Consider the following 21,155-nt stretch of genomic DNA (forward strand, 5'->3'; position numbering starts at 1 on the left):
ATAACGGTCGGAAAATTTTGTTTGAATTAACACAGACTTTATACTCGAAAATAAAAATTTGGTCAACCTTTTTCAAAGGTTGTGGGTGTGGGCAAAGCCCACAAATACTTTACGTTTATGCAAAATTCTGATAGTCAAACAGCGTTGCTGTTTGTGCCTTATAAATTGCAATATTGGAAGATTTTATGGGCTCTGCCCATCCCCGCAAGCCTTTAAAAAGGCTTGACCTAAATTTCATGTTAATTATACAAAGCTCTCTGCTAAACAATAATATCCCAAAACTATTGAAAAAGAACCTATAAATTTAAATATGCAATAATTAAAAATACACTGCATAAACATATTTTTAAGCCTAAAAAGCAAATTTCTTATCAATACCATGTTATTATTCGCTGTTATCAAGCAAATAATAACAAGCTGTTTGTTAAGCAAAATGGGCTGACCAAAAGGTCAGCCCAAACGAATCTAATTATTTCTAATTAAATTAGAGCATCTCTCTCTTGCGAATGACGAACATAACGCCTGTAGCAGAAACAAGGAGAGTAAGAATTACAACTGCGAGTGTAGCGTCACCAGTCTTAACTGTGCCGTTATCATTTGTAGTTGTGTTGCCCTTTGTAGCTGTGTCAGATGTACCTGGCTTAACTGTAGCACCTGTAGCTGATGTAGCGTCTGGTGTTACTGTAGAAGCTGGATCTACTGTTGTAGCAGGATCTGAAGCATCTGTTGCTTTTGTAGCCTCTGTAGCTTCAGTAACCTTTGTAGCATCTGTTGCTTCAGTAGCCTTAGTTGCCTCTGTTGCTTTTGTAGCTTCAGTAGCCTTTGTAGCTTCTGTTGTAGCAGTTGTTTCAACAGCCTCTGTTGTAGGCTCAGTTGAAGGAATAAATGTTGACTCTGTAAGAGTTGTCTTTCTTGACTGAATTGGTGATTCGTCAACAACCTTATAGTCAACTACGAAAGAGTTCATTGAGCTGCTGTCAAGCTGCATTGTGTCAGGATTGATGTCACCTGTTGTAAGAACTCTTACATTGAGGTCGATTGTTGTTTCAACATTCTCAGGCTCACCAACTACATCGAAGTTAACCTGTACGAATGGCTGCTCCGGATCAATCTTGTAAAGCTTAAGGCTTGATGCGTTAGCATTAATCTTACCAGGAAGCTTAGTGTTGATAACATCGCCGCCCTTAGATGTGATCTGTGGCATAATTGTTAAAGCGTCGCCATCTTCGTTTAAGTTGTTAGCATTCTTGTACTCAAGAACTGATGGATCAAATGTTAAGTACCACTCGCAGTTTACGAGCTTTCTGTCAAGACCAAGGTAGTAAGTAACTGTAACCTTCTTAGTTGAGTTATCATACTCAGCCTTAGCTGATGGGAATACATTTGATGTAGCGTTTACAGTAAGAGCTGGCTTCTGTGCAGGAGCCGGAGCTGTTGTAGCCTCTGTAGCCTCTGTAGTAGCTTCTGTAGCCTCTGTTGTAGCTTCAGTTGCCTCTGTTGTAGGCTCAGATGGAACAACATGGTTTTTCCAATCCTCAAGAGCCTGCTCAATTGACATATACTCAGTGTTGTAAATAGCACCTTCGCCCTTAACTGGCTCATAACCATACTGACCGTTGCCATAGTAGTAGTACCACTGACCAACGCAAGTCTTCTTCTGGTTGAGTGGGTTGATGTCGATTCTCTCCTGGTCGATAACATAGATCATGTTGTTGAAATCTCTGATACCGTCTGGATACATCTCGTTATCAGGATCGAAGCCATCAGCACCTGGCCAATAACCCCAAGCCTCGTCGCCGTCGCTGTTTACACATGTAATATCAGTTGTCTGAGCAGCCTTTGTATACTGACCAGCCTCTGGATCTTCACCACCGTCAACATAGTTGTTGAAGATAATCTTTGTTACATCTGTAGGAGCGTCAATGTAGAAGATGTTTTCATTCTCTGTCTCGTGGATCTTGTACATATCCTGCCATGTTGGGCAAGAATCAGTACCTTCCCACCAGTATGCACCAGTTGTTGTTGTGTACTCATTTTCCCAGTCCTGTGGCATATAGAAATAATATCTATATGTGTCAGTACCTTCTGATGGCTGATAGTAACCATCTTCGTCTGTGTCAGCTGAAACGCTTACTGCTGCAACTGCTACCATTGAAGCAGAAAGAGCCATAGCCAACATAAGACTAATGATTTTCTTGGACATTAGAAATTTCCTCCTGTAAAAATATGTTTCCGATTTTCTCGGTATGACAATTATATAACAATTTACTCAAAAAATCAAGGCTTTTTCAAAAAAACAGATCGATATTGGGGTGTAATAATCAACAAAAATAAGTTACAATTTTTAAACATTTTTGCAAGAATAATAAAACTGACTATTTCCTAATCACTTTATTTGTTTTCATTGTCAATATTAACTGTATCAGTATTTAAGCCGTTTTTCTTATTTTCTTTATTTCTGTAATACAGCACTCCCACAATAGCACCTGCAAGCAAGACAACTCCACAAATTATTACAATTGTTGTAACCGATGTTCCGGAGCCGTTCTGTGTAACTTCAACATACTGTGTTGCACCGTTATTTTGTGGAACAACAGTAGTGCGTTCACCAATTATAGACTTATGGTCGTTTTTTTGGTCTGTGTTGTCATCGCCCTTGCCGTCAATATAATTTATAAAATGGCCCTGATAGGTGTTGATATATTTATCTGACGATTCAACAACCGGAGTTTGGTTTGTTGCAAGGGCTTCCCCATTGCAAGTAATATCATAAGTGAAAGTATATGCAGTCAGATTTTCCATATCACTATCATACATTTCTTTTATGAAATATCTAATATTAGTATTACCGGCTTTTTTAACTTTAAAATTCATTGATGTTAATTGTGAGCGAGATGAAAAATCTGCATAATTTGAAATATCAGAAAAATTAAAAGTCATATAGCCGTCAAGCTTACCGTTGTAAATTACGCCGTTCAGAGTTTCAAAGCTTATAGAATCAGTATCGATTTCCAAATAATCTGTATCATAAAATACATAAGCCTGCATTCCCATTATGCCTTTATTCGCATCTGAGATATACATTGAATATGTAAAAGTATCGCCAACTGCAACCTTCGCCTGGTCATTAATTGTTGCTTCGTCAGCCGCACTTGCAGTAGCCGACACTGAGGCAAGCATAGTTAGGGCAGCACAACATGCTATAGCAGTTTTCATTTTTTTGAGCATAAAATCAAATCCTTAATAGTATTATATCTATTATATAATATTATAAACAGAATTTCAATCAACTTTTGCTTGTTTTAATCTGAATTTTATGTGATTTTATAATTATTTCTACATCAAATTGCCAAATTAAAATCAACAGTTTAATTAATTGCGATAAGTTATTGCTTTTATTATGAGAAGATAGTTTGCAAAATAATAATTTTCTTGTTCCCGACAATAAATTAGTAACGGTCGGGAGTTAAAAGATTTAAAATTTGCATAATTTTCTACTCGGAAATAAAAATTTGATCAACCTTTTTCAAAGGTTGTGGGTATGGGCAAAGCCCACAATACTTTAGATAACGCAAGGTTTTGATAGCCAAACAGAGTGCTGTTTGGTGGTTTAAGCACAATGGCGAAAGCATTATAATGCGATAGCAACACAAAAAGCCATTCTTCTTTATTAATAAATTATTTCTTTTAAAAAGGCTGTCGCCTGTTTTGTCAAACCTTGCTTTAGCACACAAACAGCAATGCTGTTTGTGCCTTACAAATTGCAATGAAAACAACTTTTCTTGGGCTTTGCCCAAACCCACGAGCCTTTAAAAAGGCTCGACCTAAATTTTTTGTAATCTATCCGAAACTTTCCACTAAACCATAATTTACCCTAACTATTGAAAAAAACAATTAACTCTACTATTTTAATTCTGCTCATAAAAAACACCCTCCGAATTAACGGAGGGTGAAAAACTATGTTTTATTATGCTTATAAAAGATTATTTAATCTTTTTGCGTGTGAAGTAAATAACACCTGTAGCAGATACAAGTACGAGGAGGATAACTACTGCCATAGAAGCATTACCTGTCTTAACTGTACCGTTACCATTGTTTGTTGTGTTATTACCGTTGTTAGCTGTGTCAGCTGTACCAGGCTTAACAGTAGCACCTGTTGCTGATGTAGCGTCCGGTGTTACTGTAGAATCCGGATCTACTGTTGTAGCAGGATCTGTAGCCTTTGTTGGCTCAGTTACAGGCTCTGAAGTTGGCTCTGTAACTGTAGTTGGCTGAGTTGTTGGCTCAGTAACTGTTGTTGGCTGTGTTACAGGCTCTGATGTAGCTGGCTGTGTTACAGGCTCTGAAGTTGGCTCTGTAGCTGTTGTCGGCTGAGTTATTGGCTCAGTTGTTGGCTCTTCAGAAGCATCTGTAATTGTTACAGTAGCCTTAGCACCTGTCTTTGTAGCATAATCAAAGTTTGTAAGATCAATTCTGAGTGTTACATCAGCTGTTTCATAAGGAACATTAACAACAAGGTTCTGTCCGTTGTAAGCTGCGTCAAACTCTACGCCTGATTCAGGAGTGAAGTTCTCTTCTGCACCGCCCCAGCTGTCAGCCCATGTGCCGTTAGCTGCGAACTTAACCTGATAGTTCTCAAATGCCTCAACGCCGCTGAATGTAATCTCATAAACCTTATCAGCAATCTGAGTCATCTCGTTTGCTGTTGGATCCCAGTTTGCATCGTTAAGCCAAGCACCATCACCGTTACCTACAGCGTGCATGCTGCGGATATCAATGTCAGAAATGAACTCAACACCGTCACCAGAAACAGTGATCTTACCTGTGTTGCTGTCATATGTAACTGTTACATCACAAGGTGTAACAACATTAAATGTTACATTGTTGCCTGTTTCGTCACCGATCCAGTTCTGACCGCCCTCAGCTGTATTTTCTACAACCTTGAGCTGGAGAGCTGTTGCAGGCTCAACATCTGTGAATACTTTTGTGAATGTGCCGTCACCGTTATCTGTCATAACATTTTCAGGAGCATCTGCAGGTGAACCCTTCCAAGCTACGCCGCAAAGCTCTTCTGAACCTGCTACAACATATGTTGAACCGGCAGGAGCAGGCTCTGTGGTAGGCTCTGTTGTTGTTTCAGGCTCTGTTACAGGAGCTGTTGTTGGAAGATCAGGAGTATACTTACCTGCCTTAACCTCTGTTTCAACTGTGTACTGTGTTGATGTGTTAGAAACAACGCCATCTCTTACGAGGCCCTCTTCCTGTGACTCATCTGTTGTACCGGCTGCTGTTGGAAGTGAAAGTGTAAGGTTAGAAACCTTAAGGTTTACTTCTGTTTCGCCGACAGCAAGCTTCTTGAATACTGCTGAAACGAATGGTGTCTTCTGATCGAAGTTATAGAGTGTGAGGCTTGACATATTACCGTTTACAACGCCTGCGTTCTCTGAATTTACTACAACACCATTTGTGTATGGAGTAATAACTGAATCGAGAGCGAGCATCTCTGGGTTATATGTAAGCATAAAGTCTGCATTAAGAATCTGCTTCTCAGACTGGAAGTAGTAAGTTACTGTTACATACTCTTCGTCCTCAGCAATTACCTGGCTTGAAGCTGGGAAGAGGTTTGAAGTAGCGTTAACTGTAAGTGTTGTAGCAGGAGCTGTTGTTGGCTCTGTTGTTACTGCCTCTGTTGTTGGCTCTGTTACAGGCTCAGAAGTATCTGTAACTGTTACAGTAGCCTTAGCACCTGTCTTTGTAGCATAGTCAAAGTTTGTAAGATCAATTCTGAGTGTTACATCAGCTGTAGCATATGGAACATTAACTGTGAGGTTCTCACCGTTGTAAGCAGCGTCAAACTCTACGCCTGATTCAGGAGTGAAGTTTTCTACTGCACCGCCCCAGCTGTCAGCCCATGTGCCGTTAGCTGCGAACTTAACCTGATAGTTTGCAAACTCTTCTACGCCGCTGAATGTGATTTCATAAACCTTATCAGCAACCTGAGTCATCTCGTTTGCTGTTGGATCCCAGTTTGCATCGTTAAGCCAAGCACCGTCGCCGTTACCAACTGCGTGCATGCTCTGAATGTCAAGATCTGTAACGAACTGAACGCCGTCACCTGTTACTGTGATCTTACCTGTAGCTGTATCATATGTTACAGTTACATCGCAAGCAGCAGTTACATTAAATGTAACATTGTTGCCTGTTTCGTCACCGATCCAGTTCTGTGCACCCTCAGCTGTATTTTCTACAACCTTGAGCTGGAGAGCTGTTGCAGGCTGTACATTTGTAAATACCTTAGTGAATGTACCGTCACCGTTGTCTGTCATAACATTTGCAGGAGCATCAGCAGGTGAACCCTTCCAAGATACGCCGCAAAGCTCTTCTGAACCTGCTACAACATATGTTGAACCGGCAGGTGTAGGATCTGTAGCCGGCTCAGTTACAGGCTCTGTTACTGGCTGTGTTGTTTCAGGCTCTGTTGCCGGTTCTGTTACAGGTTCTGATGTTTCAGGCTCTGTTACAGGAGCTGTTGTTGCAACAGTTTCAACAGGATTTGTAGCATTCCAGTCTAAACCGCCTGCATATATAACTGTATCAGTTGCTGTTACATGGCTGTTGCCTTCGCCTACAACATACTCTCTAACTACTGATGTCATTGTATCAGGATCAAGAAGCATATCATCAAGCTTAGCAGTACCAAGTGTGATAACTCTTGTGTTAAGATCTACAGTTGTTTCGCCCTCACCGATAACTGTAAATGTTACAGATACGAATGGAGTTCTGTTAGCGATCTTATAGAGTGGATATGTGATTGTAGATGCGTTACCGTTTACCTTACCGGCAATTGCTGTATTGTAAACGCCGCCTGATTTAACTGCAGGCATAAAAGTAAGGTTTTCGCCGTCAAAGTTGTTTGCAGTTTCAACCTTAAGAACAGCAGGATCGTATGTAAGATACCACTCAGCGTTTACCATATTCATATCAGCCTGGATAAAATATGTAACTGTGATAGTCTTCTGATCTTCGCTTACCTTATAAACTGTTTCTGGGAAATAGTTTGAAGTAGCCTTTACTGTAAGACCAGAAGCAGGAGCTGTTGTTGGCTCTGTTGTTTCTTCCGGCTCAGTTTCAGGAGCTGTTGTTACTACCTCTGTTGTTGGCTCTGTTGGCTCTTCAGCAGTATTTTTAACTGTTACAGTAGCCTTAGCGCCAGTCTTTGTAGCATAGTCAAAGTTTGTAAGGTCAATTCTGAGTGTTACATCAGCTGTAGCATATGGAACATTAACTGTGAGGTTCTGCCCGTTGTAAGCTGCGTCAAACTCTACACCTGATTCAGGAGTGAAGTTTTCCTCTGCACCGCCCCAGCTGTCAGCCCATGTGCCGTTAGCTGCGAACTTAACCTGATAGTTGTCAAATTCCTCTACATTTTTGTATGTAATCTCGTAAACATTGTCAGCAACCTTTGTCATTTCATTGGCTGTTGGATCCCAGTTTGCATCATCAAGCCAAGCACCGTCGCCATTACCAACTGCGTGCATGCTCTTGATGTCGAGATTTGTAACGAACTGAACGCCGTCACCTGTAACTGTGATTTCCTTTGTTGAAGGATCATAGTTTACTGTTACATCACAAGCAACTGTTACATTAAATGTAATGTTGTTACCTGTGCTGTCGCCAATCCAGTTCTGTGAACCGTCAGCACCATTCTCTACAACCTTGAGCTGAAGAGCTGTTGCTGGCTGAACATCGGTAAATACTTTTGTGTATGTACCGTCGCCGTTGTCAGTCATAACATTTGCAGGAGCATCAACAGGTGAACCCTTCCAAGACACGCCGCAAAGTTCTTCTACACCTGCGACAACATACTCTGTATCAGCAGCAGAAGCATTTACTGCGGCAAATGACAAAGATGTTACCATAAGCATAAGAGACACGACAAGGCTTAATGCTTTTTTGAACATTTTCTTTTTCCTCCTTTAATAATAATGCTTCTATAAGCTATTATATTATATAATAGAAACTCTCCAAAAGTCAATTGATTTTGACATTTTGGAGAGTAATTTTAATAGATTTGTAATATTTTGGTTAAATGCACAAAAACAAACTTGTTTTTTCGGTCATTCATAACCATTAATATTATGCGATTGCCAGTTCCAAGAATCATGGCACATATCTTCAAGTGTTTTTTCAGCTTTCCAGCCTAAAATTTCATACGCTTTTGTAGGATCTGCGTAACATTCCGCAATATCACCGGCTCTTCTCGGCTTGATGTCATAAGGAATTTCAATGTTGTTTACCTTGCTGAATGCCTTTACAATATCAAGTACGCTATAGCCTGTGCCTGTGCCAAGGTTAAAGATTTCTGTCCCCTTGTGCTTGTCTGCATAGTCAATAGCCTTTACATGTCCCTTTGCAAGGTCAACTACATGAATGTAATCTCTTACACCTGTGCCATCGTGTGTTGGGTAGTCATTACCGAACACACCGAGTCTTTTTAGTCTGCCTGCCGCAACCTGTGTAATATAAGGCATAAGGTTGTTTGGAATACCGTTTGGATTTTCACCGATTCTGCCACTTTCATGAGCACCGATTGGGTTGAAATATCTTAAAAGTACAACAGAAAGATTTTCGTCTGCCTTGGCAGCATCTGTAAGAATCTGCTCGTTCATAAGCTTTGTCCAGCCGTATGGATTTGTACAGCCGGTCGGCATTGTTTCTACAAGAGGAACACGCTTTGGAATACCGTAAACTGTAGCAGATGAACTAAATACAAAGTTTGCAACGCCGTACTTTTTCATAACCTCAAGCAAAGCAAGGGTAGAATCGAGGTTGTTTCTGTAGTAAGCAACCGGAATCTCGCAGCTCTCACCTACTGCCTTTAGACCTGCAAAATGAATTACAGCGTCAATCTTATTTTCGGCAAAAAGCTTGTCCAAAGCATCAACATCGCATACATCTATATTGTAAAGCGGAATTTTTGCACCTGTGATTTCTTCAACTCTCTCCATAGCCTTTGGTGAGCTGTTTGAAAAATTATCGGCAACAACTACTGTATGACCGGCATTTATAAGCTCTATGCAGGTATGTGTACCGATGTAACCTGCACCGCCTGTAAGCAAAACATTCATAACGATTTCCTTTCTATATATAATGTATAGCGTATCAGCACTTCTCAGGCTCCGGATATTCTACTCCGAAGGTTTCAGCTGTAACCTTTTTCATAATCTGAGCGTCAAGCGGCTTGTCTGCGAAATCAGTATCGCACTCAGCAATCTGATTTACAACATCCATCCCCTCAATAACCTTACCGAAAGCAGCGTACTGACCGTCAAGGTGAGGAGCATTTTTGTGCATAATAAAGAACTGTGAACCGGCAGAGTTTGGCATCATGGAACGAGCCATTGAGAGAACACCCTCTGTGTGCTTGAGGTTGTTTTCAAAACCGTTAATAGCAAATTCACCCTTAATGCTGTATCCCGGGCCACCCATACCGGTGCCGTCCGGACAACCGCCTTGAATCATAAAACCATAGATTACTCTGTGGAATGTAAGTCCGTCATAATAGCCCTTGTTTACAAGGCTGAGAAAATTATTTACTGTGTTAGGAGCAATCTCCGGATAAAGCTCTGCCTTAATAACCGAGCCGTTTTCCATTTCAATAGTAATTACAGGATTCTGTGACATATAATAATCGTCCTTTCATTATATATAAGTATTGATTAATAACCAAGTTATTTTCAACTCTAATTTTACGCTATATTTCAGAAAATAGCAAGTAAATTTTATATCATAAAAATATTTACTATTAGTAATTAATAACTTTACATTCTGCCAAAAATATGATACAATAAATATAAGTTTAGATATAATGTTTTTGTAATATTTTATCGAACTGTTGTATTATGGGATTGAACATTTATATTATCATTGTTCAAGGAGTGTTTTTATTGTCATTGTCAGTTCACAAATCAGCCGAAGATTACCTTGAGGCTATACTTTTAATCAAACAAAAACGAGGTTGTGTTCGCTCTATAGATATTGTAAATCTACTCGGTTTTTCAAAGCCAAGCGTAAGCGTTGCTATGAAAAAGCTCAGAGAAAACGAATATATCAATATGGACGGTGAAGGTTACATCACCTTAACCGAAAGTGGAATGGATATTGCTCAGAAAATTCTTGAAAAGCATAATTTTATTGCTGAACTCTTGATTTCTCTCGGAGTAAACGAAGATACTGCTTATGAAGATTCCTGTAAAATTGAACACGACATCAGCGAGGAAAGCTTTATAGCTCTTAAAAAGCTTTCCGGAATTTTAGCCAATAAATCTACAGACTAAAACAAATCAGTCAGTACCATTAATTTGATACTGACTGATTTTTTGTGTTTTTTATTAATCATTAGTTTTAAAATTTTTAATAGTTGGGTAAATTGTTACTTGTGACGGTTGGAAAATTATGCTTGAATTATTGCAGACATTATACTCGGACATAAAAATTTGGTCAACCTTTTTAAAGTTTGTGGGTGTGGGCAAAGCCCACAATACTTTAGCTAATGCAAAATTCTTATAGCCAAACAGCTTGCTGTTTGGTGATTTAAACACAATGGCGAAAGTCTTATAATGCGATAGCAACATAAAAAGCCATTATTCTTTATTAATGAATTATTTCTTTTAAATGGCTGTCGCCTGTTTTTTCAAACCTTGCTTTAGCACACAAACAGCGTTGCTGTTTGTGCCTGATAAATTGTTATATTGGAAGATTTTATGGGCTTTGCCCACACCCACGAGCCTTTAAAAAGGCTCGACCTAAATTTTTTGTTATTTATCCGAAGCTTTCTGCTAAACCATAATTTATCAATATTACCCAACATTAAAAAAATCTTAATAATTTTCAGCGTGAATTTCAAAATATGACTGTGGGTGAGCACATACCGGACAAACAGCCGGAGCTTTTTCGCCTACAACAATGTGCCCGCAGTTACGGCACTCCCATACCTTAACCTCACTCTTTGCAAATACTTCCTGCATCTCTACATTGTGGAGCAATGCACGATAACGCTCCTCATGAGCTTTCTCAATAGCACCTACCATACGGAATTTCTTTGCAAGCTCAGGGAATCCCTCTTCCTCAGCTGTCTTTGCAAAGCCCTCGTACATATCTGTCCACTCGTAGTTTTCACCCTCGGCAGCTGCTGCAAGGTTTTCAGCTGTACTGCCAATGCCGTTTAATTCTTTAAACCACATTTTTGCGTGTTCTTTTTCATTATCGGCAGTTTTCAGAAATAATGATGCAATCTGCTCAAAGCCATCTTTTTTTGCCTTAGAAGCAAAGTAGGTATATTTATTTCTTGCCTGTGATTCACCTGAAAATGCCTCAAGTAAATTTTTCTCTGTCTGTGTACCTGCATATTTGTTTGCCATAAAAATCAATCCTTTCAAAATCTCATATTTTCTATATTTTTATTATAAAACAGTAACGATTACTATATTTATATAATATACTATTATTTCTCTTTTGTCAACGGCTTTTTCAAATTTTTTAAAAATAAAAAGGCAATTTTTACATTGCCTTTATTAAATTAAAAATTATAAAGTTTATATAAGCTCAATCGGTGCAAGCTGCGGGAAAATATTTCTTAGTATTGTATATATCATTACAACAGCAAAAACAGTCCACCAAGAATATTTATTGTGAAGAAAAGTGCGGAGCTTTTTGCCAAAGGCTCTGAAAACAAGCTCTATATATAGTATAGCAAGCACTAAAATAGAACATATTATCATAGGATTTTGCCTTAGCGACAGAAGAACATCACCGTTTATAAGAGCAAACACCGCCCTTGTACAACCACAACCCGGACAATAAATGCCGGTAAGCACATACAAATAGCAAGGTGGCAAGGTTATGTATTTAAACGCAAATACTGAGCCAAAGTAAGCAAACAGCAATGCCGCAAACGGCAAAATGAAAACCAGTATTTTTTGATAAAGCTTATACGGAGTAAGAATAAAACCACCTCATAAATTAAACAGCGGACATATGCCCGCTGTTTTTGTTTTTATGTATGTAATCAATTAGCCAAAACTATATGAAGTTGAACCGCCAATGAAACCAATTACGAAGAAAACACCCCATAATACTAATGCAATAATAGAAAGTACAATACCGGCTGTTGCCTTACCGTTGTTTTCAGGCTGTCTTTTCTTTGAAATAATACCGAGAATAAGACCAACTATTGAGCATGGCAAACCGCAACAGAAAAATGAAACAATACCGAGTACCATAGAAGCTGTACCCATATTTTTAGCACTTGTATCCTCTACCTGATACTGATTGTAGTTTGGATACTGCTGGTACTGCTGATAATTATTCTGATTGTAGTTATTCTGATTATAGTAGTCTGGCTGTGAGCCGTATGGCTGCTGGTAATCCTGTGCACCGTAAGGCTGCTGATAGTCCTGAGCACTCTGCTGCTGATAACCCTGATTATTGTTAGCACCGTATGGCTGCTGATAATCCTGAGCAGAGTAGTTATTCTGCTGTGGGTCCGGACCGTTGCCCTGTGGGTTATTCCAAGAATCGTTGTTATAACCGTTGTTGTTGTAATTGTCCATCTTTTTCCTCCATAAATTTTGTAATCATAAGTAAAGCAAATTACTACAAATAAACATAATTTGTCTTTTAGTCCATTATAAAATAGACAGCAAAAAATGTCAACAAGAAATTAAAAAATGTCGCAATTATTTACATATTGCATTATAATTCAATGCTCATAGTGGCAAAAGCATTCAGGTCTGTGCCTGCAATATTGCCGCTCAAAAATTCATAATATCCCTGTGAGCCAACCATTGCTGCGTTATCACCGCAAAGCGATTTTTCCGGCATATAAAATGCAAGTCCACGCTTCTTACATTCCTCCTCAAGAGTAGAACGCAAAAGTCTGTTTGCCGACACACCGCCTGCAATAACGAGCTTGTCAACCTTTAGATCCTCGGCGGCTTTTAAAAAGTTTGTCTTTAAGCAATCAACAACAGCATATCTGAAAGAAGCACAAACATCAGCCTTATTAAGTTCTATGCCCTTTTGAGCCGAATTATGAATAAGGTTAATTACCGCAGTTTTAAGTCCCGAAAAGCTGAAATCATATTCCGAACCGCTTACTGTTGGTCTTGGAAGCTTGAACGCAAGGGGATTTCCTTCCTCGGCAACCTTATCAAGTGCAATTCCGCCCGGATACGGCATACCCATAGTTCTTGCCGCCTTATCAAATGCCTCGCCTGCCGCATCATCTCTTGTTTTGCCTATAATACGCATTTTTGTATAGTCCTCAACCATAACAATATGGCTGTGACCGCCCGATACTACAAGGCAAAGAAAAGGTGGTTTTAACTCCGGATTGGAAATATAGTTAGACGCAATGTGCGACCTTAAATGATGAGTAGGCACAAGCGGAAGTCCCGTAGAAAGTGAAAGTCCCTTTGCAAAATTTACTCCGACAAGTAACGCCCCTATAAGACCCGGTGCATATGTAACTGCAAGTGCGTCAATTTCTTTTAAAGTAAGACCTGCCTGCTCAAGCGAGCTTTTTACAACAGGCACTATTGCCTCGGCGTGTCTGCGAGATGCAATTTCAGGCACAACACCACCGTACAGCTTATGCTCCTCAACCTGAGATGCAACAACCGAGGATATAACCTTTCTGCCGTCCTCAACAACCGCTGCGGCGGTTTCATCACAAGAGGACTCTATTGCAAGTATCTTCATATAAAAAATCCTTTCGTTTTATCAGAAATACTTTGTCATTAGTATTGCATTTTCGGTGGGTGCCGAGTAATAGTTTTTTCTCTCTCCCACCTTAACAAAGCCTGCATTTGAATACAGTCTGATTGCATTTTCATTTGATTGCCTTACCTCAAGAGTAAGAAAAGCAAGGCCGTTTTTCTTAGCGAAGGTCACAAGCGTATTTATTAACGCTGTACCTATGCCCTTTTTGCGTGAGCTTTCGTCAACCGCCACATTAAAAATATAGCCCTCGTCAACAACAACATTCATTCCGATGTATCCAAGCACCTTGCTGTCCTCAACACTTACATAAAAATGTGAGCCGTCATTTTTAAGCTCAGATTCAAGACTTTTTAATGACCACGGATGCGAAAAGCATTTATTTTCAAGCTCTGCCACCTGCAAAAGGTGGCTTTCTGTCATTTCTTCAATTCTCATATTGCTTTAAAATTTCCTTTACAGCGTTGCAGATTTCATCTCGGCATTGTCTGTAAACCTCAACACCACACATATATGGATCGGCAACATTGATAACCTCAATCTTGTCTGCCGGAACTGAGCATTGAGTCATCAAAAAGAATTTGTGGCTTATGGACATACAATAGAACTTATCGTATTCATCAAGCTTTTTATCAGAATATGCGGTTGAGTGCATATCTGAAATATCAATACCGATTTCCTTGCAGACCTCAAGCGAATTTTCAGAAACAGGCATACCTGTAACAGTAGTAGTGCCCATACTTTCAGCCCTTACATCAAGACCTTTTTCCTCAGCAAAGTGATTAAAAACAGCCTGAGCCATAGGACTGCGGCAGGTGTTGCCTGTGCATACAAACATAATTTTATTTTTTGGCATCAAACCAAGTCCTTCCAATAGCAGCGTCAGCAGTAAGCGGTACAGAAAGCTTTACAGCATTTTCCATTTCCTCTTGCAAAAGCTTAGCCACTGTTTCCTTTTCATTTTCGGGGGCTTCCACAATCAACTCATCGTGCACCTGCAAAATAAGTCTTGCCTGCAAGCCCTCTTTTTTCATTCTTTCGTCAACCTTAATCATCGCAATTTTGATAATATCTGCGGCTGTGCCCTGAATCGGCATATTTCTTGCCACACGCTCTCCAAAGGCTCTCATCATATGCTTGCCTGAGGTAAGCTCCGGCAAATATCTTCTTCTGCCAAACATTGTTTCAACATAGCCGTCACGCTTTGCCTTTTCAACAACATTTTTCATATATTCATCAACACCGCTGTAATGAGCAAGGTAGTCCTTAATATATTTTGAAGCCTCTTTGTTGGTAACCTTAATATCCTTTGCAAGCGAATACGCACCGATGCCATATACAATGCCAAAGTTTACCGCCTTTGCACGACTACGCATTGTGGAATTAACCATTTCTACAGGCATATTGAATACCTGAGAGGCTGTGATTGTGTGAATATCTTCGTTATCGTTAAATGCTTTTATCATATTTTTGTCGCCGGAAATATGAGCAAGCACTCTTAATTCAATCTGAGAGTAGTCGGCGTCAACAAGCACCCAACCCTCTCTTGCGGCAAAAAATCTTCTTAACTCTCTGCCGATTTCGGTACGAACAGGAATATTTTGCAAATTCGGCTCTGTTGAGCTGATTCTGCCTGTACGGGTTTCGGTCTGATTAAAGCTTGAGTGTATTCTGCCGTCCTCTGCAATAACTTTTAAAAGTCCCTCACAATAGGTGGAATAAAGCTTTGCAAGCGTACGGTAGGAAAGCACCATTTCAACCGCCGGATGTTCGTAACGCAGACTTTCAAGCACCTCTGCGTTTGTACTGTAGCCGCTTTTTGTTTTCTTCTTACATGGGAGTCCTAAGTCCTCAAAAAGAGCCTTGCCAAGCTGTTTTGGCGAATTGATGTTAAATTCATAGCCAATGCTTGTGTAAATCTCATTTTCAAAATTTTTAATCTGCTCGTGCAGTATCTTACCGTAGTCCTCTATACCCTGTCTGTCAACGGCAAAGCCGAGGTTTTCCATTTTTGCAAGCACTTTTGCAAGCGGAATTTCAATATCTGTTAAAAGCTTTTCCTGCTCGTTTGTATCAATATCCTTTTTCAGCTTTTCACAAAGCATATCATACACCGCAAGTGTGGCAAGCTGAGGAAAATCCTCGTTTTTCGGAAGTGCAATTCCGTAGCCGCCACATAGATTTTCATCACTGTAGTCCTTTGCAGACGGCTCAATCAGATATGCCGCAAGCTCAATGTCAAAAGCAAGCAACTTAACCTCAATATTATTTTTATCGGCATAGGCAAATACCGCCTTGCTTGAATGAGTAAACTTCTGAATTTCTTCATCGGCAAGCAATTTATCAAAAAAAGCCTTATCCTTAACAATATAAACCTTACCGTCAAAAAGCAGATTGCAAACAGGGTTTTCACTATCTTTTAAATCTGCAATAAAATATGCCTTGCCTGTTTTTTTAATATTCTTATAAAGAATATTAACGTCAGCGTTTTCTGCTACTTCAAAATTTTGTGCTGTTGTCGGTTTTTCTTCCGCTGTCGGCATTTCTTTTAAACCAAACTTGTCGATAAGCGAGAAAAGCTCAAGCTTCGCCATAAATCTTGCACATTCTTCGGGGTCTTTTACCTCTACTTTGTAGTCCTCAAGATTTGTATTAATCGGAACTTCGCAGAAAATTTCACCGAGCATACGGCTGAGCTTTGCATTCTCCTCGGAATTTTTAAGCTTATTTCTGATTCCGTCCTTAACATCAATTTCATCAATATGGCTGTAAATGTATTCCACACTGCCAAAGCGTGAAATCAAATCGCCTGCACCCTTAGGGCCAATACCTGCAACACCGGGGATATTATCAGAAGAATCGCCCTGAATAGCCTTGATTTCAATAAGCTGTTTTGGTGTAACACCGTAGTCCTCAAGAATTTTGGCAGGTGTGTAGCTGATGTCCTGCTTGTTTGTGCAAAGGTGCACAGTTGTTGTGTCGGAAACAAGCTGCAAGCTATCTCTGTCACCGGTTGCAAGCACACATTCATTTCCGCTCTGCTCGCAAGCCTTTGCAAATGTTCCCAAAATATCGTCGGCTTCGTATCCCTCACAGGTCACAAGAGTGTAGCCCAAAAGCTGTAAAAGCTCCTTGAGCGGTTTCATCTGAGAGGCAAGCTCCTCCGGCATACCCTTTCTTGTTGCCTTGTAGCCTGCATAAGCCTTGTGGCGGAAGGTCGGAGTCCTGAGGTCAAAGGCAATAGCCACAGCGTCAGGATTTTCTTCGTTTTTTATTTTGGTAAGCATTGTAAGAAAACCGTAAATTGCATTTGTAAACTGACCGTCCTTTGTGGTGAGCGGTCTTATTCCGTAAAATGCACGATTTACTATGCTGTTTCCGTCAATAACAAGCATTCTCATAGCTTATACATCACATCCATTACTTTTCCGTTTTTAATATAAATTCTCGGTACACGCTTGCCGACAAGGCAAACTACTTCATAGTTAATAGTATCTGTATTTCTTGCAAGGTCATCGGCTGTCATTTCGCCGTTTTCACCTGTGCCAAAAATAGTTACCTCGTCACCGATTTTTACATCGTCAATATCGGTAACATCAATCATTGTCTGATCCATACATATTCTGCCCACAATTTTGGCTTTCTTGCCATTCACAAGCATATATCCGTCTTTTGCATTCTGACGAATAAAACCGTCTGCATATCCGATTGGAACAGTAGCAATTTTCATATCTTTTGGTGCAGTAAATGTTCTTCCGTAAGAAATATCCGCACCCTTTTTAAGACTTTTTACATACGCAACGGTTGACTTCAAGGTCATTGCCGGAATAAGGTTCAAATTATTCTGAATTTTATATGACGGAGCAAGTCCGTAAAGGATAATACCCGCTCTTACCATATCGCAATATGTATGCTCGTAATCTTCAATAGCACCGCTGTTTGAACAGTGGCAAATCTTAATGTCAATGCCTGATTCTTTAAGCTTGTCCCTTACATATGTAAAACAGCTATACTGCTTTTCAGTAAAGGCTTTGCCGTCCTCGGCTTCATCAGATACGCAGAAATGAGTAAACATTCCCTCAAGCTCAAGATTTTTGAGTGAGCAAACAGTTTTAATTTCTTTTACAGAATAATCATCTCTTGGAAACTCCTGACACATAAAGCCGATTCTGCTCATGCCTGTATCAATCTTAATGTGCATTTTGCAAACTACATTTTGCTCACAGCAAGCCTGTGAAAGCATTTTTGCATAATCAAGGCTGTAAACTGCCTGAGAAATATTGTATTCTGCAAGTCGTTTTGCCTCATTTGCAGGAGTAAAGCCTAAAATAACAATAGGAAGAGTTGCACCTGCCTCACGAATTTCAATACCCTCGTCAATATTTGAAACCGCAAAAAAATCAGCACCAAGCTGTTCGTAAAGCTTTGCAAGCTCTACCGCACCATGACCGTAGCCGTCTGCCTTTATAACACAGCAAAGCTTTGCTCTGCCGCCGACTTTGTTTTTTATTTCATTAAAATTATGCTTAATTGCATCAAGCGATACCTCTGCCCAGGTTCTCTTTAAGTAATTCATCAAACTACCTCTTTTATTTTTATTGCAATAGAATTTACGCTATAAAAATCAGCGTTTTTGCAAATTAAATTATACTGTCTTAAATATTTATTATAATACTTTTACACCGATAAATCAATCCATATTGACAAAGAAAAACTAAGTGCTAAAATATTAGTAGATTACGCACAAAAGGATGATTTTATGGAAATAAATATTCGCAAAGCAGCCACAAGTGATTACCCTGCTATGGTTGAAATTTGGAACGAGGTTGTAGAGGACGGTGTAGCCTTTCCTCAGCTTGATCTGCTCAATAATGAAAGCGGTGCAGAATTTTTCAGCTCTCAAACATATTGCGGTGTTGCAGAAAATTCTGAAAATCACGAAATTTTAGGCTTATACATTCTTCACCCGAACAATGTAGGCAGATGCGGTCACATTTGTAATGCAAGCTATGCTGTAAAAAGCAGTGCAAGAAATTTGCACATTGGCGAAAAGCTTGTTACCGACTGCCTTGCTCAAGGCAAGGAAAACGGCTTTAAAATTTTACAGTTCAACGCAGTTGTAAAGTCAAACCTCTCTGCCCGTCATCTTTACAAAAAGCTCGGCTTTGTTGAGCTTGGCACAATTCCAAACGGATTTTTGCTCAAAAGCGGAGATTACGAAGACATAGTAATTTACTATCACACACTTTAATTCACACATAAAATTATACCCTTGTCGCAAGACAAGGGTATTTTTCAGCTTAAAAGCATCTGATAATGCGGTATTTTATCTTCAAGATACGGGCCTTTGGTAACCTCAAAGCCAAAGCTTTTATAAAAATCAAGCAAATATGCCTGACCTGAAATTCTGATTTCCTGAATTTTCATAATATTGTGAATAAAGTCAATGCACTTTTGTACAATTTCTCTGCCAAGTCCTTTTCCTCTGTATGCCTTATCAAGCACAATTCTGCCTATAGACGGCTCATCATACGAAAGCTTTGGCGGTAAAATTCTTGCATAGCCAATAATTTTGCCGTCATCTTCAAGTATTAAGTGCATACATTTTTGATCTTTATCGTCAGGGTCAATTTCAAGGCAATTCTGCTCAATTACAAATACCTCAAATCTCAGCTTTAAAATAGCGTATAATTCATCGTTTGTAAGCTCGTCAAAGTTTTTAAATATCCATTCCATAACAAATCCACCTTAAAAAGGGCAGTCACAAGGACTGCCCCATAATTTTATTTTAAAGCGTCAATAGCTGCGGTGATGAGTGCAATCTGCTCTCTCTCCTTCTCAGCCTGTCCCTTTACCTTTTCAATAACAGCCTCAGGTGCTTTTGCAACAAAACCTGCATTGTTAAGCTTGCCCTCGCTCTGTGCAAGTCTTTTCTTAACCTGCTCAAGCTCTTTGTTAAGTCTTGCAAGCTCTGCATCTTTGTCAACAAGTTCACTTAAAGGAATATAAATCTTAGCGTCAGCTGTAACAACAGTTACCGCACCCTCAATATCGAAATGCTCGGCAACCTCTACCTCATTTGCAGAAGCAAGCTTCTGAATAAACGGTGTACCATTTGTGAATGTATCTGCAAATTTAGTTGCAACATAAACCTTAGCCTTTCTTGAAGGTGGAACATTCATCTCGCTGCGGCGGTTACGGATAGCTCGAATAGCGTCCATAACTTTCTCCATCTCAGCAACAGCCTCAGGGAAGTCAAGCTCTGCATTGTACTCAGGGTACTTTGCAAGCATAACAGTTTCGCCCTCGTGAGGAATTGTCTGCCAAATTTCCTCTGTTACATATGGCATAAATGGGTGGAGAAGTCTTAAAATCTGGTCGAGTACATAAAGAAGTACCTGTCTTGCGTTCTGAGCATCCTCGCCATCACCTGCAAGTCTTGTCTTTGCAAGCTCAATATACCAGTCGCAGTAGCAATCCCAGATAAACTCGTAAACCTTCTGAACCGCAATGCCAAGCTCAAATTTCTCAAGGTTTTCGTTTACTTCCTTGGCAACTGTGTTGAACTTAGACACAATCCACTTGTCCTCAGTAGTAAGAGTATCAGGAAGTTTATTCTCTACATTGTAATCGTCAATATTCATATGAACATAACGAGCAGCGTTCCAAAGCTTATTAGCAAAGTTTGCACAAGCCTCAATACGCTTTTCTGAGTATCTGATGTCATTTCCCGGTGAGTTACCTGTTACAAGTAAGAATCTGAGTGCGTCAGCACCGTATCTGTTGATAACATCAATCGGATCAGGGCCGTTGCCGAGTGATTTAGACATCTTTCTGCCAAGCTCATCTCTTACAATACCGTGCATAAATACGGTCTTGAACGGTGGCTGTCCTGTCTGCTCAATAGCAGAGAAAATCATTCTTGCAACCCAGAAGAAAATAATATCGTAACCGGTTACAAGTGTATCTGTAGGATAGAAATACTCAAGTTCAGGAGTTTTGTCCGGCCAGCCGAGTGTTGAGAATGGCCACAATGCTGAGCTGAACCAAGTATCGAGGGTATCCTCGTCCTGATGCAAGTGGTTTTTACCGCACTTAGGGCAAACTGTAGGAGTTTCCTTTGATACGATAACCTCACCGCAATCATCACAATACCATGCAGGAATTCTGTGTCCCCACCAAAGCTGACGGGAAATACACCAATCCTTGATGTTCTCCATCCAATGGTAATATACCTTTTCAAATCTCTCAGGAATAATCTGTGTCTGCTTTTCCTTAACACACTTGATAGCAGGCTTTGCAAGCGGTTCCATTTTTACGAACCACTGCTTTGAAACTCTTGGCTCAACAGTTGTCTTACAACGGTAGCAAGTGCC

At 39.8% G+C, this 21,155-nt stretch carries 17 protein-coding genes; 2 read left to right on the forward strand and 15 right to left on the reverse strand.

Annotation, left to right across the window (positions count from 1 at the left end):
- Nucleotides 1–484: 484 nt before the first annotated feature.
- The 5 genes from ACJMMI_RS03435 to ACJMMI_RS03455 all read right to left on the reverse strand — a co-directional run bounded on the left by ACJMMI_RS03435 (nt 485) and on the right by ACJMMI_RS03455 (nt 9,684).
- Nucleotides 485–2,203, reverse strand: coding sequence for a hypothetical protein (locus ACJMMI_RS03435; RefSeq protein WP_405353595.1), 1,719 nt, complete (start codon nt 2,201–2,203; stop codon nt 485–487).
- A 188-nt stretch (nt 2,204–2,391) separates the two neighbouring features.
- Nucleotides 2,392–3,228 (reverse strand): hypothetical protein, encoded by an 837-nt coding sequence (locus tag ACJMMI_RS03440; protein WP_405353597.1) that lies wholly within the window; start codon nt 3,226–3,228, stop codon nt 2,392–2,394.
- A 755-nt stretch (nt 3,229–3,983) separates the two neighbouring features.
- Nucleotides 3,984–7,961, reverse strand: coding sequence for a hypothetical protein (locus tag ACJMMI_RS03445; protein ID WP_405353598.1), 3,978 nt, complete (start codon nt 7,959–7,961; stop codon nt 3,984–3,986).
- Nucleotides 7,962–8,117: 156 nt separating this feature from the next.
- On the reverse strand, nt 8,118–9,128 hold the full coding sequence (gene galE / locus ACJMMI_RS03450) for a UDP-glucose 4-epimerase GalE (RefSeq protein WP_405353600.1): 1,011 nt from the start codon (nt 9,126–9,128) through the stop codon (nt 8,118–8,120).
- Nucleotides 9,129–9,162: 34 nt separating this feature from the next.
- Entirely contained in the window at nt 9,163–9,684 is a 522-nt protein-coding gene (locus tag ACJMMI_RS03455; RefSeq protein WP_405353602.1) for a peptidylprolyl isomerase, read from the reverse strand.
- A gap of 269 nt (nt 9,685–9,953) precedes the next feature.
- Between ACJMMI_RS03455 and ACJMMI_RS03460 the strand changes: the two genes are divergently transcribed.
- The gene (locus ACJMMI_RS03460) at nt 9,954–10,337 is read left to right on the forward strand and encodes a metal-dependent transcriptional regulator (protein ID WP_405353617.1); all 384 of its coding nucleotides are present in this window, start codon (nt 9,954–9,956) and stop codon (nt 10,335–10,337) included.
- Nucleotides 10,338–10,880: 543 nt separating this feature from the next.
- Here ACJMMI_RS03460 and rbr read toward each other — a convergent pair.
- The 8 genes from rbr to alr form a co-directional block, all read right to left on the reverse strand.
- Entirely contained in the window at nt 10,881–11,420 is a 540-nt protein-coding gene (gene rbr / locus ACJMMI_RS03465) for a rubrerythrin (protein WP_405353604.1), read from the reverse strand.
- A 174-nt stretch (nt 11,421–11,594) separates the two neighbouring features.
- Entirely contained in the window at nt 11,595–11,960 is a 366-nt protein-coding gene (locus ACJMMI_RS03470; RefSeq protein ID WP_405353605.1) for a DUF2752 domain-containing protein, read from the reverse strand.
- 111 nt (nt 11,961–12,071) lie between these two features.
- Complete coding sequence (locus ACJMMI_RS03475) at nt 12,072–12,611, reverse strand: DUF4190 domain-containing protein (protein ID WP_405353606.1); 540 nt, start codon at nt 12,609–12,611, stop codon at nt 12,072–12,074.
- Nucleotides 12,612–12,753: 142 nt separating this feature from the next.
- Nucleotides 12,754–13,761 (reverse strand): tRNA (adenosine(37)-N6)-threonylcarbamoyltransferase complex transferase subunit TsaD, encoded by a 1,008-nt coding sequence (gene tsaD / locus ACJMMI_RS03480; RefSeq protein WP_405353607.1) that lies wholly within the window; start codon nt 13,759–13,761, stop codon nt 12,754–12,756.
- A 21-nt stretch (nt 13,762–13,782) separates the two neighbouring features.
- Nucleotides 13,783–14,217: a ribosomal protein S18-alanine N-acetyltransferase gene (gene rimI, locus ACJMMI_RS03485; RefSeq protein ID WP_405353608.1), complete on the reverse strand. Its 435-nt coding sequence runs from the start codon at nt 14,215–14,217 to the stop codon at nt 13,783–13,785.
- Nucleotides 14,207–14,635 carry a hypothetical protein gene (locus ACJMMI_RS03490; RefSeq protein ID WP_405353609.1) on the reverse strand — a complete coding sequence of 143 codons (429 nt, stop codon included), beginning with the start codon at nt 14,633–14,635 and terminating at the stop codon, nt 14,207–14,209. Before ACJMMI_RS03490 ends, rimI begins: the two co-directional genes overlap by 11 nt.
- A complete protein-coding gene (polA, locus tag ACJMMI_RS03495; RefSeq protein ID WP_405353610.1) occupies nt 14,622–17,180 on the reverse strand; it encodes a DNA polymerase I in 2,559 nt (852 codons plus the stop codon). Before polA ends, ACJMMI_RS03490 begins: the two co-directional genes overlap by 14 nt.
- Nucleotides 17,177–18,355 (reverse strand): alanine racemase, encoded by a 1,179-nt coding sequence (gene alr / locus ACJMMI_RS03500; protein ID WP_405353611.1) that lies wholly within the window; start codon nt 18,353–18,355, stop codon nt 17,177–17,179. Before alr ends, polA begins: the two co-directional genes overlap by 4 nt.
- Nucleotides 18,356–18,538: 183 nt before the next feature.
- Between alr and ACJMMI_RS03505 the strand changes: the two genes are divergently transcribed.
- Nucleotides 18,539–19,030 (forward strand): GNAT family N-acetyltransferase, encoded by a 492-nt coding sequence (locus tag ACJMMI_RS03505; RefSeq protein ID WP_405353613.1) that lies wholly within the window; start codon nt 18,539–18,541, stop codon nt 19,028–19,030.
- A gap of 44 nt (nt 19,031–19,074) precedes the next feature.
- Here ACJMMI_RS03505 and ACJMMI_RS03510 read toward each other — a convergent pair whose 3' ends face one another.
- Together ACJMMI_RS03510 and valS are read right to left on the reverse strand one after the other, a co-directional pair.
- On the reverse strand, nt 19,075–19,515 hold the full coding sequence (locus ACJMMI_RS03510; RefSeq protein ID WP_405353614.1) for a GNAT family N-acetyltransferase: 441 nt from the start codon (nt 19,513–19,515) through the stop codon (nt 19,075–19,077).
- A 47-nt stretch (nt 19,516–19,562) separates the two neighbouring features.
- Nucleotides 19,563–21,155, reverse strand: a 1,593-nt coding sequence (valS, locus tag ACJMMI_RS03515) for a valine--tRNA ligase (RefSeq protein WP_405353616.1), incomplete at its 5' end; no start/stop codon positions are given.

This window comes from Ruminococcus sp. (assembly GCF_045129435.1).
Taxonomy (GTDB): Bacteria; Bacillota; Clostridia; order Oscillospirales; family Acutalibacteraceae; genus Ruminococcoides.

Coding starts and splice junctions, on each gene's coding strand:
- rimI (WP_405353608.1), bottom strand. CDS start 14,217: ATGAGAATTGAAGAAATGACAGAAAGCCACCTTTTGCAGGTGGCAGAG.
- alr (WP_405353611.1), bottom strand. CDS start 18,355: ATGAATTACTTAAAGAGAACCTGGGCAGAGGTATCGCTTGATGCAATT.
- ACJMMI_RS03490 (WP_405353609.1), bottom strand. CDS start 14,635: ATGCCAAAAAATAAAATTATGTTTGTATGCACAGGCAACACCTGCCGC.
- galE (WP_405353600.1), bottom strand. CDS start 9,128: ATGAATGTTTTGCTTACAGGCGGTGCAGGTTACATCGGTACACATACC.
- tsaD (WP_405353607.1), bottom strand. CDS start 13,761: ATGAAGATACTTGCAATAGAGTCCTCTTGTGATGAAACCGCCGCAGCG.
- ACJMMI_RS03505 (WP_405353613.1), top strand. CDS start 18,539: ATGGAAATAAATATTCGCAAAGCAGCCACAAGTGATTACCCTGCTATG.
- ACJMMI_RS03510 (WP_405353614.1), bottom strand. CDS start 19,515: ATGGAATGGATATTTAAAAACTTTGACGAGCTTACAAACGATGAATTA.
- rbr (WP_405353604.1), bottom strand. CDS start 11,420: ATGGCAAACAAATATGCAGGTACACAGACAGAGAAAAATTTACTTGAG.
- ACJMMI_RS03440 (WP_405353597.1), bottom strand. CDS start 3,228: ATGCTCAAAAAAATGAAAACTGCTATAGCATGTTGTGCTGCCCTAACT.
- ACJMMI_RS03435 (WP_405353595.1), bottom strand. CDS start 2,203: ATGTCCAAGAAAATCATTAGTCTTATGTTGGCTATGGCTCTTTCTGCT.
- ACJMMI_RS03445 (WP_405353598.1), bottom strand. CDS start 7,961: ATGTTCAAAAAAGCATTAAGCCTTGTCGTGTCTCTTATGCTTATGGTA.
- polA (WP_405353610.1), bottom strand. CDS start 17,180: ATGAGAATGCTTGTTATTGACGGAAACAGCATAGTAAATCGTGCATTT.
- ACJMMI_RS03455 (WP_405353602.1), bottom strand. CDS start 9,684: ATGTCACAGAATCCTGTAATTACTATTGAAATGGAAAACGGCTCGGTT.
- ACJMMI_RS03475 (WP_405353606.1), bottom strand. CDS start 12,611: ATGGACAATTACAACAACAACGGTTATAACAACGATTCTTGGAATAAC.